At 37.3% G+C, this 17,007-nt stretch carries 11 protein-coding genes; 9 read left to right on the top strand and 2 right to left on the bottom strand.

Annotated features, from left to right (window positions below):
• Positions 1-2: 2 nt before the first annotated feature.
• The gene (locus J0871_RS01925) at positions 3-1,319 is read left to right on the top strand and encodes a sugar MFS transporter (protein ID WP_208222992.1); all 1,317 of its coding nucleotides are present in this window, start codon (positions 3-5) and stop codon (positions 1,317-1,319) included.
• Between the two features lie 204 nt (positions 1,320-1,523).
• Here the strand turns inward: J0871_RS01925 and J0871_RS01920 are convergent, their stop codons facing one another.
• Together J0871_RS01920 and J0871_RS01915 are read right to left on the bottom strand one after the other, a co-directional pair.
• A complete protein-coding gene (locus tag J0871_RS01920; protein ID WP_208222990.1) occupies positions 1,524-2,564 on the bottom strand; it encodes a UDP-glucose--hexose-1-phosphate uridylyltransferase in 1,041 nt (346 codons plus the stop codon).
• Positions 2,565-2,575: 11 nt separating this feature from the next.
• Positions 2,576-3,739: a galactokinase gene (locus J0871_RS01915; protein WP_243870364.1), complete on the bottom strand. Its 1,164-nt coding sequence runs from the start codon at positions 3,737-3,739 to the stop codon at positions 2,576-2,578.
• A 175-nt stretch (positions 3,740-3,914) separates the two neighbouring features.
• Between J0871_RS01915 and J0871_RS01910 the strand changes: the two genes are divergently transcribed.
• The 8 genes from J0871_RS01910 to J0871_RS01875 all read left to right on the top strand — a co-directional run bounded on the left by J0871_RS01910 (position 3,915) and on the right by J0871_RS01875 (position 16,765).
• A complete protein-coding gene (locus J0871_RS01910; protein WP_208222988.1) occupies positions 3,915-6,641 on the top strand; it encodes a substrate-binding domain-containing protein in 2,727 nt (908 codons plus the stop codon).
• A 242-nt stretch (positions 6,642-6,883) separates the two neighbouring features.
• Positions 6,884-8,224, top strand: a complete 1,341-nt coding sequence (locus tag J0871_RS01905; RefSeq protein ID WP_208222986.1) for a sugar porter family MFS transporter — start codon at positions 6,884-6,886, stop codon at positions 8,222-8,224.
• Positions 8,225-8,235: 11 nt separating this feature from the next.
• Positions 8,236-9,828, top strand: a complete 1,593-nt coding sequence (locus tag J0871_RS01900; protein WP_208222984.1) for a glycoside hydrolase family 32 protein — start codon at positions 8,236-8,238, stop codon at positions 9,826-9,828.
• A gap of 10 nt (positions 9,829-9,838) precedes the next feature.
• Entirely contained in the window at positions 9,839-12,937 is a 3,099-nt protein-coding gene (locus J0871_RS01895; protein WP_208222982.1) for a TonB-dependent receptor, read from the top strand.
• 19 nt (positions 12,938-12,956) lie between these two features.
• Entirely contained in the window at positions 12,957-14,651 is a 1,695-nt protein-coding gene (locus J0871_RS01890) for a RagB/SusD family nutrient uptake outer membrane protein (RefSeq protein WP_208222980.1), read from the top strand.
• A gap of 12 nt (positions 14,652-14,663) precedes the next feature.
• Positions 14,664-14,819 carry a hypothetical protein gene (locus J0871_RS01885; protein ID WP_208222978.1) on the top strand — a complete coding sequence of 52 codons (156 nt, stop codon included), beginning with the start codon at positions 14,664-14,666 and terminating at the stop codon, positions 14,817-14,819.
• Positions 14,820-14,875: 56 nt separating this feature from the next.
• Complete coding sequence (locus J0871_RS01880; RefSeq protein ID WP_208222976.1) at positions 14,876-15,763, top strand: carbohydrate kinase; 888 nt, start codon at positions 14,876-14,878, stop codon at positions 15,761-15,763.
• Between the two features lie 114 nt (positions 15,764-15,877).
• Entirely contained in the window at positions 15,878-16,765 is an 888-nt protein-coding gene (locus tag J0871_RS01875) for a bile acid:sodium symporter (RefSeq protein WP_075324998.1), read from the top strand.
• Positions 16,766-17,007 lie beyond the last annotated feature (242 nt).

Below are 17,007 nucleotides of genomic sequence, written 5' to 3'. Positions count from 1 at the left end.
ACATGAATCAAAAGAAATCTTATCGTACAGCTTTTATATTTGTTACTATCCTCTTTTTTCTATGGGGTTTTATTACCGTGCTGGTAGATTCACTTATACCAAGATTAAGAGAAGTTTTTACACTTTCTTATTTCCAGGCAGGGATGGTACAATTTGCATTCTTTGGGGCATATTTTTTACTTTCTATACCTGCAGGATATATTTTATCAAAAATAGGATATAAAAAGGGAATTATTTTAGGTTTGGTTACTATGGCTGTTGGCTGCTTACTTTTTTACCCTGCAGCTTCCTATCGTATCTTCGGAATTTTTATGTTTGGGTATTTTACCCTCGCAGCCGGGATTACCATATTGCAGGTAGCGGCAAATCCTTATGTTACTATTTTAGGTCCTGAAAAAACAGCTTCGAGCCGACTTAACCTATCACAGGCTTTTAATTCCCTGGGTACAGCAATTGCACCGGCTTTGGGAGCTTTATTCATTCTTCAGGATAAAGTGAAAACTACTGCTGAGATTGAAGCCCTGGATCCAGCTGCGCAAACCAGCTATTACATTTCTGAAGCCTCTGCCGTGCAAACACCTTTCCTTGGAATTGCCGCTTTTATAATAATAATTGCAATTGTTTTCTTTTTCGTAAATCTACCCAAAGTTGGAGATAAGGAAGCTTCTAATGATTACCGGGGAGTTTTAAAGAATCGAAACTTAATCCTGGGAGCTATTGGCCTTTTCTGTTATGTAGGAGCAGAAGTTGCATTGGGAAGTTATATGGTAAATTATTTTTTAAGTCTTGATTTGGCTGAAACTGTAAGAGAAACATCTTTTATGCGCACCATAGCAAGCTGGATTTTAAGCACTGGTATTTCAGCGTCAAGTGATATGGCAGTAGTTGGTGTTTTTGTGACATTCTACTGGACAGGAGCTATGATAGGAAGGTTTATTGGTTCTTATTTAACCACTATTTTTAACCCGGCGCGGGTTTTAAGTGTATTTGCAGTAGGAGCAATAAGTATGATACTTATATCTACCTTTTCGGTAGGACTTGTAGCTATGTGGACAATTATTGCCGTAGGCTTATTCAATTCTATTATGTTCCCAACAATTTTTAGTCTTGCTTTAGACGGCCTGGGAGATGATAAAGCCCAGGGATCTGGAGTACTTTGTACAATGATAGTTGGGGGCGCGATCATACCACCGGCTTATGGATTTTTAACCGACTCCTATAGCTTTAAAATTGCCTTAATTTTAGTGATGATCTGTTATGCTTATATATTTTATTATGCCTGGACTAACAAAAGGAGAGCAGTTATAATGAATAATTAAACTATTAAGCTGCCGATTTCAGAAAAAGCGAAAATCGGTTTTCTGGAAAGTCTTATAAAATGCTGATAGTTTTCGAAAATAGCGAGACGCAACGTTAAAAAGCTCCTCAATTGAGGAGCTTTTTTTATAGCTTAAATTCACCGGTAATTCAGGAAAACAAGAATAAATTGTTTGTCAATAAATGAAAATCAAACCCATAATTGTCTACCGCTCTAAATAATGAACATCAGGGAGTTCCTGTAGATTATGAGCTGCCTGTTCTGCGGTAATATCTCTTTGTGGACCGGCAAACATTTCGTAACCTACCATAAATTTCTTAACCGTAGCCGATCTTAATAGTGGAGGATAAAAACTCATATGAAAATGCCATTCCGGATACTCTTTACCATCAGTTGGAGCCTGATGAATTCCTGAAGAATAGGGGAAAGAAGTCTCAAAAAGGTTATCGTATTTTATAGTGAGTTTTTTAATAATTTCAGCAAAAGCTTTTTCTTCTTCAGCATTTAACTGCCCAATATGTTGATGTTGTTTTGTTGGAATAATCATCGCTTCGTACGGCCAAACAGCCCAGTATGGAATAAGCGCTACAAAATGTTCGTTTTTGGCTAAAATACGCTCATTTAATTCCAGTTCTTGCTTTAAATAATCGCCCAATAAACTGCTCTTATTTTTATTCCAGTAATCTTTAAAATGTTTCGATTTCTTTAAAATTTCTGTGGGAATATATCTTTGAGACCAAATTTGGCCGTGAGGATGCGGATTGCTGCAACCCATCATGGCGCCTTTATTTTCAAAGATTTGAACATAATTTATATTCTCTTTGCTACCCAGTTCTTCAAATTCTTTCTTCCATAGGCCCACCACTTTTGTGATATCTTCTACCTCCATTAAAGGGAGAGTGAGGGAGTGATCTGGAGAAAAACATACCACTTTGCAAATTCCGGTTTCACTTTCTGCTTTTAAAAGTCCGTTTTCAAAATCATCAGTGGGGCCGCTGGGGAGAAGGGCGGGAAAGTCATTTTCAAAAGAATGAACACCTTTATAATCGGGATTGGTTTCCCCACCCATTCTTGAATTTCCAGGACATAAATAGCAGGATGCATCGTAACTTTCCCGTTTTTCCTGGTTATTTTTTTCGGTTTTTCCCTGCCAGGGGCGCTTGGTTCGGTGGGGTGAAACCAAAATCCATTCCCCGGTTAAAATATTATATCTTCTATGCGGGTGCTTGTTTAGTTCTGTGTTCATTATTTGCTATTTTAAACTTTCGTAATTTGGGTCCCTTCATCAGGTACCACCGTTATTGGCGTTGGAGTAATATTAAATTTCTCCTGGTAAGCTTTTGTTACTTCGGTGATATATTCATCAATTTTATCACTTTCAATTAAATTTATGGTACACCCGCCAAAACCACCGCCCATCATTCGTGAGCCGTAAATAAAACTTTTATCTTCAGAAAAATCAACCAGGAAATCCAGCTCGGGGCAGCTTACTTCATATTGATGTTGCAAACCGCGGTGGGACGCATACATTAATTTCCCCAACTCTTTTAAGTTACCGCTACTTAAAGCTTTCTCGGTTTGCTTAACACGTGCATTTTCTTCCAGTACGTAACGGCAGCGTTTTAAACTTACAGGATCAATTTTTTCTTTAAATTCTTCCAGCATTTCAAAACTTACGTGCCTTAAAGCTTGTACTTCCTGATATTTTTGCTGAATAATTTGCACTGCATTTTCACATTGCTGCCGGCGGGAATTGTATTCGCTATCGGCCAGGTTATGGGAAACATTGGTATTTAAAAGTAGCAATTTACAATTCTGAATTTCTGCCGGAATAAATTCTGCTTCCAAAGATTCGCAATCCAGTTTTATAAAATGATTCTTTTTGCTCATTACTGAAGCAAATTGGTCCATAATTCCGCAGTTACTGCCCACAAAATTATTTTCTGCCCGTTGAGAAAGTTTTACAATTTCCATTTGCGGCAGGTTTAAACTGAATAATGAATTTAAACCGCCTGCAAAACCACATTCTAACGCTGCAGAAGAGCTAATCCCTGCACCAATGGGTAATTCGCTCTTTAAAATACAGTCAAAACCTTTAAGTGTTTTTCCCAGTTTCTGAATTTCATCAATCACACCAAGCAAATAATTCTCCCAGGAATTTTTACTTTTTAAAATTTTATCAAGGTTAAATTCTACATAGGTTTCAAAGGTTTCACTATAAATTCGGCATAAATTATCATTATTATTTTTCCTGAATTTAAAATAGATTTTCTTGTCTATGGCCGAGGGCATAACAAAGCCCTGGTTATAATCGGTATGTTCGCCAATTAAATTAATTCTCCCAGGGGAGGCGACTTTTACTTCGGTTTTAAAATTCCTAAAATCTTCTGGAATAGGGTGTTTATTCTCTACTGGTTTCAATTGCAATTGCTTTTTAGAATTCAAAGATAATAAATGTAAAATTTACGTTCATTTAAAATTGAATGAAATCTACAAGTCTTAAAAGCGGTTTTTATTTATCCAAATTCATTTTCTATCTTTCATTAATTAATTTCCCGGGTTTTTTAGAGGAATTTTTACATTCAATATTCTGTTTATGAGGTTTTTAGGTTTGGTGTTGGTTATTGCCGGCTTCTTGTTTTTTGGTTCCTGTACTAACGAACCAGAGCAGGATGAATTCCAGATTGGTTTTGTACAGGCAATGACTACCGATAATTGGCGGAAAGAAATGAACAGAGCGATGGAGGTAGAAGCTTCCATGCACCCCGGTTATAAACTTCAAATTAAAGACGCTCAAAACGATGTCTCAAGACAAATTAAGCAAATAGAAGAGTTTATTTCTAATGAAGTAGATGTTTTAATCGTCTCCCCCATTCAATCGGTTCCAATTACCCCGGTTATAGAAAAAGCCATGAATGCCGGGATTCCAACCATAGTGATAGACCGTAAAATTGAAGGAAGCAACTATACCGCATATGTGGGAGCAAATAATGTTGAAATAGGTAAAAATGCAGCAAATTATATTGTTTCCAATTCAAAGCCTAATCAAAAGTTAGAGCTGATTGAAATAACCGGACTTCAAACTTCTTCCCCGGCTTTTGAACGTAGCCAGGGATTTAATGAGGTCATAGCCCATCAGGAAAACGTGGATATTGTGGCGTCCATTGCAGGGGATTGGGAAAAAACTTCAGTAGGTGATAATTTGAAATCTATTTTAGATTCAGTGGGAAGTATAGATTATATTTTTGCGCATAACGACCGTATGGCAATGGGTGCCTGGGAAGTGGCACGTAGCAAAAATCTTGAAGATAGCATCCAAATAATTGGAGTAGACGGGCTTTTTGGCCCTAGCGGAGGAATACAACTCGTAAAAGAAGATGTGCTCGCAGCTACCGTGCTTTACCCCACTGGTGGTGCTGAAGCCATTAAGCTTGCTGTTAAACTACTTGAGGGAGACCAGATTGACAAAAATAATATTCTGGGTACTGTAATTATAGATAAGGTGAATGTGGAAATCATGCAGAATCAGTTCAATAAAATGAACCAGCAGCAAAATGATATCGAACAGCAACAAAGCATAATCAAAGAACAGGTAGCTACTTATAACTCACAGTCTAACCTTTTAAAAATTATGGTTGGCCTAATTGTTTTACTCTTATTGCTTGGGTTTTGGGCAGTTTATCTGGTATTTAAATTAAGGAAGCGAAAACGCAGGTTGGAACTAAACAATGAGAAAATAATTACCCAACGCAATCAAATTGAAAAATTTGCGGAGCAGTTAAAGGTCTCAAATGAAGTAAAGATCAATTTCTTTACGGCCCTTTCCCACGAATTTAAAACTCCGCTAACATTAATTACCAGCGCGATAGAAAGTATATCACAAAATCCTTATAAACAGCTTAAAGATTTTGCTTATGAAACTAACCTTATAAGCAAAAATTCGGGTAGGTTGCTGAGGCTTATCAATGAACTTCTTGATTTTAGAAAACTAGAAAGCGGGAGCTTTAGGCTTAAGCCACTAAAAACAAATTTATACGAGTTTATAAGTAATATATATGAAGATTTTGAAACAGAAGCGGTAAGAAAGTCTATTGATCTTCATCTGGAGACCGACAATAAGGATATCATGATTTATATGGATAGAGATATGATGGACAAGGTGTTTTTTAATATGCTTTCCAACGCTTTTAAATTCACTCCTAAAAATGGACAGATTAGTATTAAGATAGAAGAAACAGCCGAAGATAAAGTTGAGGTACGCTTTAAAGATTCTGGGATAGGAATTCCAAAGGAAGATTTTCAAAAAATATTTGATCCATTTAGACAGGCCGGTAATAATACCAAACCCAGTTCTGGTCTCGGCCTTTATATTACCCGCCAGTTTGTTGAATTACATAAAGGGAATATTTCTGTTTCATCGCATCAGGGTGCGGAATTTAAAATTGAATTATTAAAGGGAAAACGCCACCTTTCTGAATATGAATTTTCAGAAGATACTTCAGAAATTCGAAAAGAAGAGTCAGAAAAGGCATTAAAGAGTACTTTTATTCCGGAAGAGCTTTCGCAGTCTTTGAATGGAAATGCTGAAACTATTTTAATTATTGAAGATAATGAAGATCTATCTTATCTCTTGAAGAAAAGATTGCTGGGAGATTACCGCGTAGAACTTTCTGATGGAACAGACGCTATTGAAAAAGCATTTGAAATTATTCCCGATGTGATTATTTGTGATATCAACCTTCCGGAAAAAAGCGGTTTTGAGATCTGTCAGGAACTTAAGAGAGATTTGCGAACTTCCCACATTCCAACTTTGATTCTTACAGCATTAAGCGACGAAGAATCTCGTATAAAAGCCTTAAAAGCGGGAGCCGACTCTTATATCACCAAACCCTTTAATTTTGAAATTTTAAAGGAATCATTACGGGCAGCGTTATTTAACAGAGAAAAATTGCGGTATTATTATACCAACAAGATAGATCAGGTAAAAGACAATAAATTTGAAGATTCTGAACAAACTTTTCTTAAAGATCTGAATCAAATTGTTGAAAAGAATTTAAAGCACGCTAATTTTAATGTAGAAGATTTGGCCCAGCAAATGGGAATTTCCCGGGTGCAACTTTATCGAAAGGTAAAAGCGATAATGGGAATTAGCATAAGCGATTATATAAATTCACAAAGATTAAGTAAAGCTAAGAGTCTTCTACAGGAAACTAATTTAAATATCTCTGAAATTGCCTATGAAGTTGGTTATGCTTCTCCCGGCTATTTTTCTACCTCCTTTAAGAATAAATATGGAACTACTCCAAAAAAGTTTAGAAACTAACCTAAACAAGCTATATCGATTTCGATTAGCATTTTCGTTTTGGTATCAAAATTAAACTTTTTGTATCATATTTTAAACTATAACGGTTTCGTTAATTCTCATAAATTCCTGTAAGGTCCTGTATAGCAAGTGCTTTTCAATTTATTTCGATTTAATTAACATTTTTATAATCATTTTAAGGATTCCTAAAATACCAACAGGAGTTTTAAACATAGCTTAGTTTCACATTTAGAAATTACGATATGAGTAAGATTTTTGCCTGGTCAATTAGTGCTGCTTTAGCAGGTTTTCTTTTCGGATTTGACACTGTAGTTATTTCTGGAGCCGATAAACAGCTTCAGGAATTATGGGGAACCTCAGATGCCTTTCACGGCTCTGTAGTTATGGCGATGGCACTTTGGGGAACTGTAGTAGGTGCTATTTTTGGAGGAATCCCTACAAATAAGTTCGGAAGAAAAAATACCCTTATAATAATAGGAATACTTTATCTCCTTTCGGCCCTGGGTTCAGCCTTCGCTAATGATCCTATTACCTTTGCTATTTTCCGGTTTCTGGGAGGATTAGGTGTTGGTGCTTCAACAATTGCCGCACCTACTTATGTTTCCGAGATCGCACCACCTAAAGATCGAGGTAGGCTGGTATCTCTTTATCAGTTCAATATCGTTTTAGGGATTTTAATTGCTTACCTCTCTAATTATTTACTACGCGATACCGGGGCGCAACCCTGGCGATGGATGGTTGGTGTAGAAGCGATCCCAGCATTTATTTATATCCTTTTTGTGGTATTTATCCCCAGAAGTCCGCGTTGGCTTATCTCTAAATCCAGAAACGAAGAAGCAGCTAAAATACTTCAGGATATAAATCCGGAGGCCGACCTGGAAACACGAATGATAGAAATTAAAAAACAATCTGAAAGTCAGATTACCGGCGAGAATATTTTTATGAAAAAATATCGCTTTCCATTAATCCTTGCGTTCCTGGTTGCCTTTTTTAATCAGCTTTCTGGAATCAATGCTTTTCTCTATTACGCTCCGCGGATTTTTGAATCGGCCGGCTTAGAAGCCAACACAGCTTTGTTAAGTAGTATTGGAATAGGCGTGGTAAATCTACTTTTTACCCTGCTTGGAGTTTTCCTAATTGATAGAGTAGGAAGGAAAAAACTGATGTTTGTGGGCTCTATAGGTTACATCATCTCTTTATCCCTGGTGGCAGCTGCATTCTTTCTTAATTGGGGCGGACTTTGGGTTCCTATTTTTCTTTTCCTGTTTATTGCGGCTCACGCCATAGGCCAGGGAGCGGTAATTTGGGTATTTATTTCTGAAATATTCCCGAACCACTTAAGAGCCTCGGGACAGGCATTTGGTTCTTCTACACATTGGGTTCTAGCGGCAATTGTACCTTCATTAGTGCCTGTGCTTTTTGCTACGATTGGTCCCGGTTACGTTTTTGCCTTTTTCGCCTTTATGATGGTATTACAACTAGTTTTCGTGATTTTTATGATGCCCGAAACCAAAGGAAAAACTCTCGAGGAATTAGGTGAAGAATTATCCCCGAGTACTAACAATCAAGCTTTTCAACAATAAAATAATCTATTATGAAAAATAAATTTATATTTCTTTCTTCCTGTCTTTTAAGCGCGATGCTGATGTTTTCGTGTAAGGATAACAATAAGGAGACTAATGAGGAAACGCCGGAAGTTACCGCACAAAACGATACCGACTTTAGACCGGCTTTTCATTTTACTCCCAATGAAAACTGGATGAACGATCCTAACGGGATGTTCTTCCTTAATGGAACTTATCATTTATTCTTTCAGTATTATCCTGAAGGAAATACCTGGGGCCCTATGCACTGGGGTCACGCCACCAGTAAAGATATGATTAAATGGGAAGAACAACCCATAGCGCTGAAGCCCGATGAACAAGGCTATATTTTCTCAGGAAGTGCGGTTGTAGATACTGAAAACACTTCAGGTTTTGGCGATGGTGAAACGCCACCGGTAATTGCCATGTTTACTTATCACGATCCTAAAGGAGAAGAAGAAGGCCGGGAAGATTACCAAACCCAGGCCATTGCTTATAGCCTGGATGAAGGAAAAACTTTTACTAAATATGAAGGAAATCCAGTAATTGAAAATCCTGGGATTCGTGATTTTCGCGATCCAAAAATAACTCGCGATGAAGTACACGATCAATGGGTTATGGTGCTTTCTGCGGATGATATAACGATGTTTTATACTTCTCAAAATTTGAAGGATTGGGAATTAGCTTCTGAATTCGGCAAGGGTATAGGTGCCCATGGAGGAGTTTGGGAATGCCCCGATTTTATACAGATGAAAGTGGAGGGATCTGACGAGAAAAAGTGGGTTTTGATCCAAAGTTTAAATCCGGGTGGTTTCAATGGAGGCTCCGGGACGCAATATTTTGTGGGTGATTTTGATGGAAAGACCTTCACTTTAGATGAATCTATGCAGGATTTGGGTGAAGATCATCATTACTGGCTGGATTTTGGAAAAGATAATTATGCCGGGGTAACCTGGGCTAATATTCCTGAAGAAGATGGCCGGCATTTGTTTATTGGCTGGATGTCTAACTGGCAATATGCAAACGAAGTTCCCACCGAAACCTGGAGAAGCGCCATGACTATTGCCAGGGAACTTAAACTTACCAAAACAGGAGATACTTATCGTATAGTTTCCACTCCTGCAGCGGAATTTCAAAATTATACGGGTGAAAAATTCACTAAAAGTACTGTTTCAGTTGAAGGGGAAGCACAAATAGCAACTTCAGAAGAAATAGATATTTCAAATTCAGTGATCTCCTTTGAAATACAGGATTTAAAAGATCAGGAATATCATTTTAGTCTTTCCAGTGAGGGAGATGATGTTTTGAAATTTGGGTACAATCATAATACAGAAGAATTTTATTTAGATAGAAGCAATTCTGGTCTGACCGATTTCAATGAGAATTTTGGTGATAAAGTTTCAACAGCACCACGACTATCAAAAGATTCAAATTTAAAAGTAAAAGCGATAGTAGATAATATGTCTATAGAACTCTTTTTCGACGATGGTGAAACCGTGATGACTGAAATTTTCTTTCCAAAGCAGCCTATTAGAAATTTTAGTGCTGAAGGAAATGAATTCAATTTAAAGAATCTAAAAATTAATCAAGTAAACCTCAACTAACCCATAACCTATGAATTCCAAATTATTAATACTGTTTCTTTTACCCCTTTCTATGTGGGCACAGGGAATAGACGTATCTGGAAATGTGATTTCTGAAGATGATCAAATGCCATTACCTGGAGTTTCTATTCAAGTGGAAGGGACAAATGAAGGTGTGATTACAGATTTTGATGGAAACTATATAATTGAAAACATTGATCCCCAGGCTACTTTAGTCTATAGTTATTTAGGTTTTCAAACTAAAAGAGTAGCGGTAAATAATCAAACAAATATTGATGTGTCGCTAATTGTTGATGATCAGCAACTAGATGATGTGGTGGTAACGGGATACACCTCTCAAAGGAGAACAGACATTACAGGAGCAGTATCTGTAGTAGACATGGATGAATTAAATAAGCAGCCCGAACCAAATCCTATTAGAGGATTACAGGGGAGGCTTCCTGGAGTTCAAATAACTTCAGATGGTTCTCCCAGTGGTGCAAATACTCAGGTAGTTATACGTGGAGTTGGTACTCTTAACAATACAGATCCTTTATATGTGATTGATGGAGTTCCTACAAAAGCCGGCATGCATGAATTGAATCCGAACGACATTGAATCTATACAGGTATTAAAAGATGCTTCTTCTGCAAGTATTTACGGTTCCAGGGCTTCCAACGGGGTGATTATTGTAACTACCAAAAAAGGTAAAGAGGGAAGAATGCAGGTTAACCTTAATACCTATGTTTCAGCGTCGAATTATGCTAACAGGCAGGATGTACTTAATGCAGAGCAATATGGTCGTGTTCTATGGCAGGCACAGGTTAATGACGGTATTGATCCTAATTCTAATAACCTGAGATACCAATTTGATTGGAATAATGATGAAAATGGACGGGCTGTTCTAAACAGTATTATTATACCGGAATATCTGGATGAGGAACAAACATTACTATCAGCGGATACGGATTGGTTTGACGAAATTTCTCAAACAGGCTTCGCACAATCTTATGATTTATCTGTCTCGAATGGAACAGAAAAAGGGAACTATCTTTTTTCCCTTGGATATTATGATAACCAGGGAATTGTAAAAACTACTGAATTTAACAGGATTTCCGCGAGAATGAATAGTAGCTATAAATTATTTAATGATCGACTGGAAATAGGAGAAAACTTCACCTTTAATAAAACCAATGAGATCGAAAATCCAGGAGTTTTGGACCTGGCCTTAAAAGCATCTCCTATTATTCCGGTTAGAACCGCAGATGGAGAAGGATGGGGAGGACCGGTTGGCGGAATGAACGATAGGCAGAATCCTGTACGTTTATTGGAATACAATAAGGATAACGGTTATGAATATCACCGAATTTTCGGGAATGCCTACGCCGATCTTGAAATTATTGAAAACTTGCATTTAAGAACAAACCTGGGAATTGATTACAGCAACTTTTATCGTCGTTCACTTCAAAGAAGTTATAAATCGGGATACCTGCAAAACAATGAAACCGCAGTGAATATCGAAGATTGGAAAAGCTTAAAATGGACCTGGACTAACACGGCTACTTACGAGTTAGATATGGAGAAGCACAACTTGAATTTGCTCGCCGGAACGGAGATGTTTAGAGACGATTATAAAAATATTAATTTAAGAAGGGAAGGTTTTATTCTTGAAACTTCTGAATATATGTATCCAGATGCGGGAAGCGGAGAAGCCTATAATGGCGGTTCTGCCACTTCATACAGTTTACTTTCTTTCTTCGGAAAGATAGATTATACTTTCGATAAAAAATATCTGCTTTCGGGTACCATACGTCGCGATGGCTCATCAAGATTTGGGGAAAATAATCGTTTTGGAACTTTCCCCGCTTTTTCTGCCGGTTGGCGTATTAGCGAGGAAGATTTTATTCAGGATAACTACTCATTCTTATCAGATTTAAAACTTCGTCTTGGATGGGGTCAAACAGGGAATCAGGAAATAGATAACAACGCTATTTATTCCTTATATGTTTCAGATTATGCCGGAGGTGATCCAACCTGGGGAACTTCTTATGGAACTGCTTACGATCTCTCTGGCGCCGGTTCTGGTTTATTGCCTTCAGGTTTCAGAGGAATTCAGTTAGGGAATGACAATTTGAAATGGGAAACTACTACCCAAACCAATGTTGGGCTTGATTTCGGATTCTTCGGGTATAAATTATTTGGAAACATTGATTACTACTTCAAAGAAACCGAAGATATCCTGGTATTACCTCCATATCTTGGAACAATAGGTGAAGGAGGAAATAGATGGGTGAACGGGGCTTCTATGGAGAATGAAGGCTGGGAATTTGCACTAACTTATCGTGATAAAACCGAGGGAGATTTCAGCTATGAGATTTCTGCTAACATTGCTACCAATAGAAATGAAATAACTTACCTGCCAGAGGAAGTACAGAACAATTATGGCGGAGATGGTGGTGAAGATAATATTCTGGGCAGACCTATTAACTCAATGTATGGTTATGTTACTGACGGTTTGTTCACTTCTGAGGAAGAAGTAATGAACTCTGCGGAACAGACAGGGAAAGGTCTTGGCCGTATCCGTTACAGAGATTTGGATGGCGATGGTGTTATTACCGATGATGACCGTACCTGGATAGGAATACCACATCCAGACTTTAGTTATGGATTTAATATTACACTTGGATACAAAAATTTCGACTTTACATCTTTCTGGCAAGGGGTTGGAAATGTAGATGTGATCAATGACCGCAAATTTCAAACAGATTTTTGGAGTGTGGATGACGTAGGATCGAATAAAGGAACCCGGCTTCTTAACGCATGGTCTCCAGAAAACGTGAACTCTTCTGTGCCAGCTCTAACAACTATCGATGATAACGCCGAATCAAGATTTTCAACTTATTATGTTGAGAATGGAAGATATCTGAAATTGAGAAATCTACAAGTTGGATATAGTCTTTCGGAAGAACTTCTGGAAAGAATGAATTTCACCAATGCAAGATTATACGTGAGTGGCCAGAATTTACTAATGATAACTTCTTCAGATTTTACCGGAGTTGATCCTGAAAATGCAGGATGGGGTTATCCTCAACCACTTACACTAACTCTTGGCTTAAACCTATCACTTTAATAACATCAAACTCTTTATTATGAAGAATATAAAATATTTACTAGGCATAGTTCTTCTAACTATTTCTACTGCCTGTTCAGATTTTCTAGAGGAAGAACCTTATGGAGTATTATCTGAAGAACAATTAACAACTCCAGAAAATGTAGATGGTTTTGTTACGTCTGCTTATGCTGCATTGGGTAATGATCATTATGATATTCCCTTTAGTCTTTGGCCTTATGGAAATGTGCGCTCTGATGATGCTTACAAGGGAGGAAGTGGTACAAATGATATCCAGGTTTTTCATTTCTTTGAAGTATCAGAGAACATAAGAACAGATTTTGGTGAACTGGATGCTTTCTGGTATAATAGTTTTATTGCTATTTCCAGGGTAAATAAAGCTTTGGCTGCATTAAATCAAATCGACGAGGTAGAATTTCCTGAGAAGTCCACAAGAATCGCAGAAATGAAGTTTTTAAGAGGACATTTCTATTTTATGCTGAAAATAATGTATAAATATGTTCCATACGTGACAGAAGATATCCCAGTGGAAGAATATGGAACAATCTCAAACCGGGCTCTTAGTAATGACGACTTATGGAGTGCCATTGCAGCTGATTTTGAGGCCGCAGCACAGGTTCTTCCTTCTTCTCAGCCACAAGTTGGGCGTGCAGATAAAACAGCCGCATATGCATACTTGGCAAAAACACGACTTTATCAGGCTTATGAGCAGGATGAAAACCATAATGTAGTAAATATTAACCAGGAAAGATTGCAGCAGATTTTAGATGCAACAGAGCAGGTAATAGGAATGCACCAACTTGAAGAAGATTTTGCCTATAATTTTCTTCCTGGTAGTTTTGAAAATGGGCAGGAAGCAGTTTTCTCTATTCAATTCTCCAACAACGATGGTACCCTACATGGAAGACTAAATTATTCTGATGTGCTTGCTACTCCACAGGGAATTGGATGTTGCGATTTCCATAAACCAAGCCAGAACCTTGTAAATGCTTATAAGGTGAATGGGCAGGGATTACCTCTATTTTCAAATTATAACGAATCTAACCTTGACTTCAACAGTCTGGAGAATTACAGGGTTGACCCTCGATTATTTCATACTGTAGCAATACCTGGTCTACCCTGGAAATACGATCAGGAAAATATTTATCAGGAAAACTGGGTTAGGTCTCCTAGTACGTATGGCTATACAGCCTCATTAAAAGAGAATGTAACTGAAGATTCGGAATACCTTGTGAATATTGATCCTTTTTATGGAAATTCTAAAAATAGAATTGAGATTCGATATGCTGATGTATTGTTGATGAGGGCGGAAGCTTTAATTGAACTTGGAAGACAAAATGAAGCTCTTCCTCTGATTAATGAAGTTCGGGAAAGAGCTAATCAAAGTACTAGCTTAATATCTTCATATGCTACTAATACTGGAATAAGTCCTTATTTAGACGGAGAAAACATCAACTGGAGTCAGGATGTAGCCCGGGAAGCATTACGTTGGGAACGCAGGTTAGAACTTGCCATGGAAGGAAACCGTTTCTTTGATCTTGTAAGATGGGGAATTGCAGGTGAAACTTTAAATAAATATTATAGTGAAGAAGCAGAAGAGGCTACGTACTACGAGGGCGCTTCTTTTGATGAAGGTCGGGAAGAATATTTACCCATCCCACAGGCCCAAATAAACTTTAGTCAGGACGTATATGTGCAAAACACAGGCTACTAAAACATTATAATTATGATGCACTTTAATAAAATAAAAGCTGCATCAGCGATTATAATTTATTCAGTAGAAAACCGGCGAGTAAAACTGGTGGGGCATACTGCAGTTGTTAGGAGGGATAATCTTTTCTATGTAGTTTGTATGCCAATAATATGGGTGGGTTACCGGTGACAAAGAATTAAGTCTGGACCTTATAGTCCTTTTCAGAAAATAATAAGTTTAATAAGATGGTAAATAGAAAAGCGGTTTGCTTCGGCGAAATATTATACGATGTTTTCCCAGACCGGGAGAGAATTGGCGGTGCACCGCTTAATGTGGCTTCAAGGTTATCGGGATTAGGAATTTCAACAGAAATGATTAGTAAAGTGGGAGACGATGAAAAAGGCGAAAAGCTAATCTCTTACCTGGAATCAAAGAATATTAAAACTGAAAATATCTCCAAAGACCCTAATTTCCCTACCGGTGTTGTAAACGTAAAACTTTCAGAAAGCGGTTCGGCTACTTACGAGATTGCACATCCTGTGGCCTGGGATAAAATTGAAATTTCAAAAGCGATAAAAAATTCAGTGAAAAATGCTGATGCTTTTATCTTCGGAAGTTTAATTTGCCGCGATGAGGTTAGTCGTAAAACGCTTTTTGAACTTCTGCCGGAAGCAAAGTACAGAATATTTGATATTAATCTGCGTCCGCCGTATTATGAAAAAGAGGTTTTGGAAAAACTAATGGAGCAGGCAGATTTTATAAAGTTTAATGACGACGAATTATTTGAAATTGCTGAAATGATTGGGTCTAAGCACAATTCGTTAGAACAAAACCTGCATTTTATTTCTGAAAAAACCAATACCAAAACTATTTGTGTAACTAAAGGTAGACACGGTGCAGTTTTGCTAAAGGATGGGGTGCGCTATTATAATAGTGGTTTTAAGGTTAAGGTAAAAGACACGGTAGGCGCGGGAGATTCATTTCTTGCCAGTTTAATCGCCGGATTATTAAAAGAAGAAGAATCGCAAAACACCCTGGATTTTGCCTGTGCAGTAGGTGCTCTGGTAGCTGGGAAGGAAGGTGCGAATCCCGAAATTTCCGGGGATATTATTAAAAAATTTATGTTTCCTTAAAAACAGTCGTATTTGATTTTTAATCAAAGATATGACCCAAAAATTAATTTCGAAATTCTTAACGGTTCCTGCCTTTTAAAAAAAATACTATCTTGAGTTTCTTTTTAAAAGAATATGCAGCAATTTGCCGATATTTTTATGCCCCTCTCTATCGCTCTAATTATGTTTGGGATAGGCCTGGAATTATGTTTAAAAGATTTTAGAAGGGTTTTTGCTCATCCCAGAGCTATTATTACCGGTCTTGTTTCCCAAATATTTTTATTGCCGCTTATTGCTTTTCTATTAATTTTTTTCTGGCCCATAGATCCTATATATAAAATTGGAATTATGTTGCTTGCCGGCTGTCCCGGGGGTACCGCTTCAAATCTCGTGACAAAAATGCTGAAAGGAAGAGTGGCACTTTCGGTTTCACTTACGGCTTTTAATAGTTTGATTATATTGTTTAGTATTCCGCTGGTAATTGAGTTGAGTTATGCGGTGTTTGGAAATAATGGAGCTAAAGTCCAACTGAGTTTTGGGCAAACCATGGGAGACGTTCTCTTAACTGTAGTTTTACCTGTAATGAGCGGGATTCTAATAAACGAATTATACGGGCATAAGTTCGGAGAAAGTTTTCATAAGGCTTTACGCTATATTTTACCGGGGATAATGCTACTCGCTTTTATTGTAGTTATTTTCTTTGACGAAAATCAAAAAGGGGTGGAATATCTAAAACATTTAAACCTTCTAATTCCCCTAATTATTTTGAATTTCGCTACAATTATAGCCGGTTATTTCGCAGCCAGGCGTATGAAATTAAAACATAGCGCTGCTTACACAATTGCGGTAGAAATGGGCTTGCAAAATAGTGTGTTGGCGCTATTTATAGCCAATCAGTTATTAAAGGATCAGGATATTAGCCTGGTGGCTATTTTATATGGTAGTTTTTCGCTAATTATAACTTTCCTGGGAGGATGGATTCTTAAACATTACTTTGGAAAAGAGAACATTGAGAAAATTTAAATAAAAATGCCGGCCACATAAAGCTCAAACAGACCCTACTCAGTTTTATGCTTTTGCAGCCGACATGTTTTAATTGCCAAATTAAAATAAGTTCAAATACAGATCTATTTGTACTTATGTGTCCCGAATTTAGAGCTTTTGTTACTTAGTATTTTACGGATTTCCGTAATTACAAGTTAACCTTCTGAGAGTGAGAAGTATAAAAATTTATTTTTTCTGAAGTAAATATTTCGATTTCATTT

It is taken from the genome of Salegentibacter sp. BDJ18, assembly GCF_017579965.1.
GTDB lineage: Bacteria > Bacteroidota > Bacteroidia > Flavobacteriales > Flavobacteriaceae > Salegentibacter.
The sequence above is the reverse complement of the archived record's forward strand: the minus strand, read 5'-3'. Positions and strand labels throughout refer to the sequence as shown.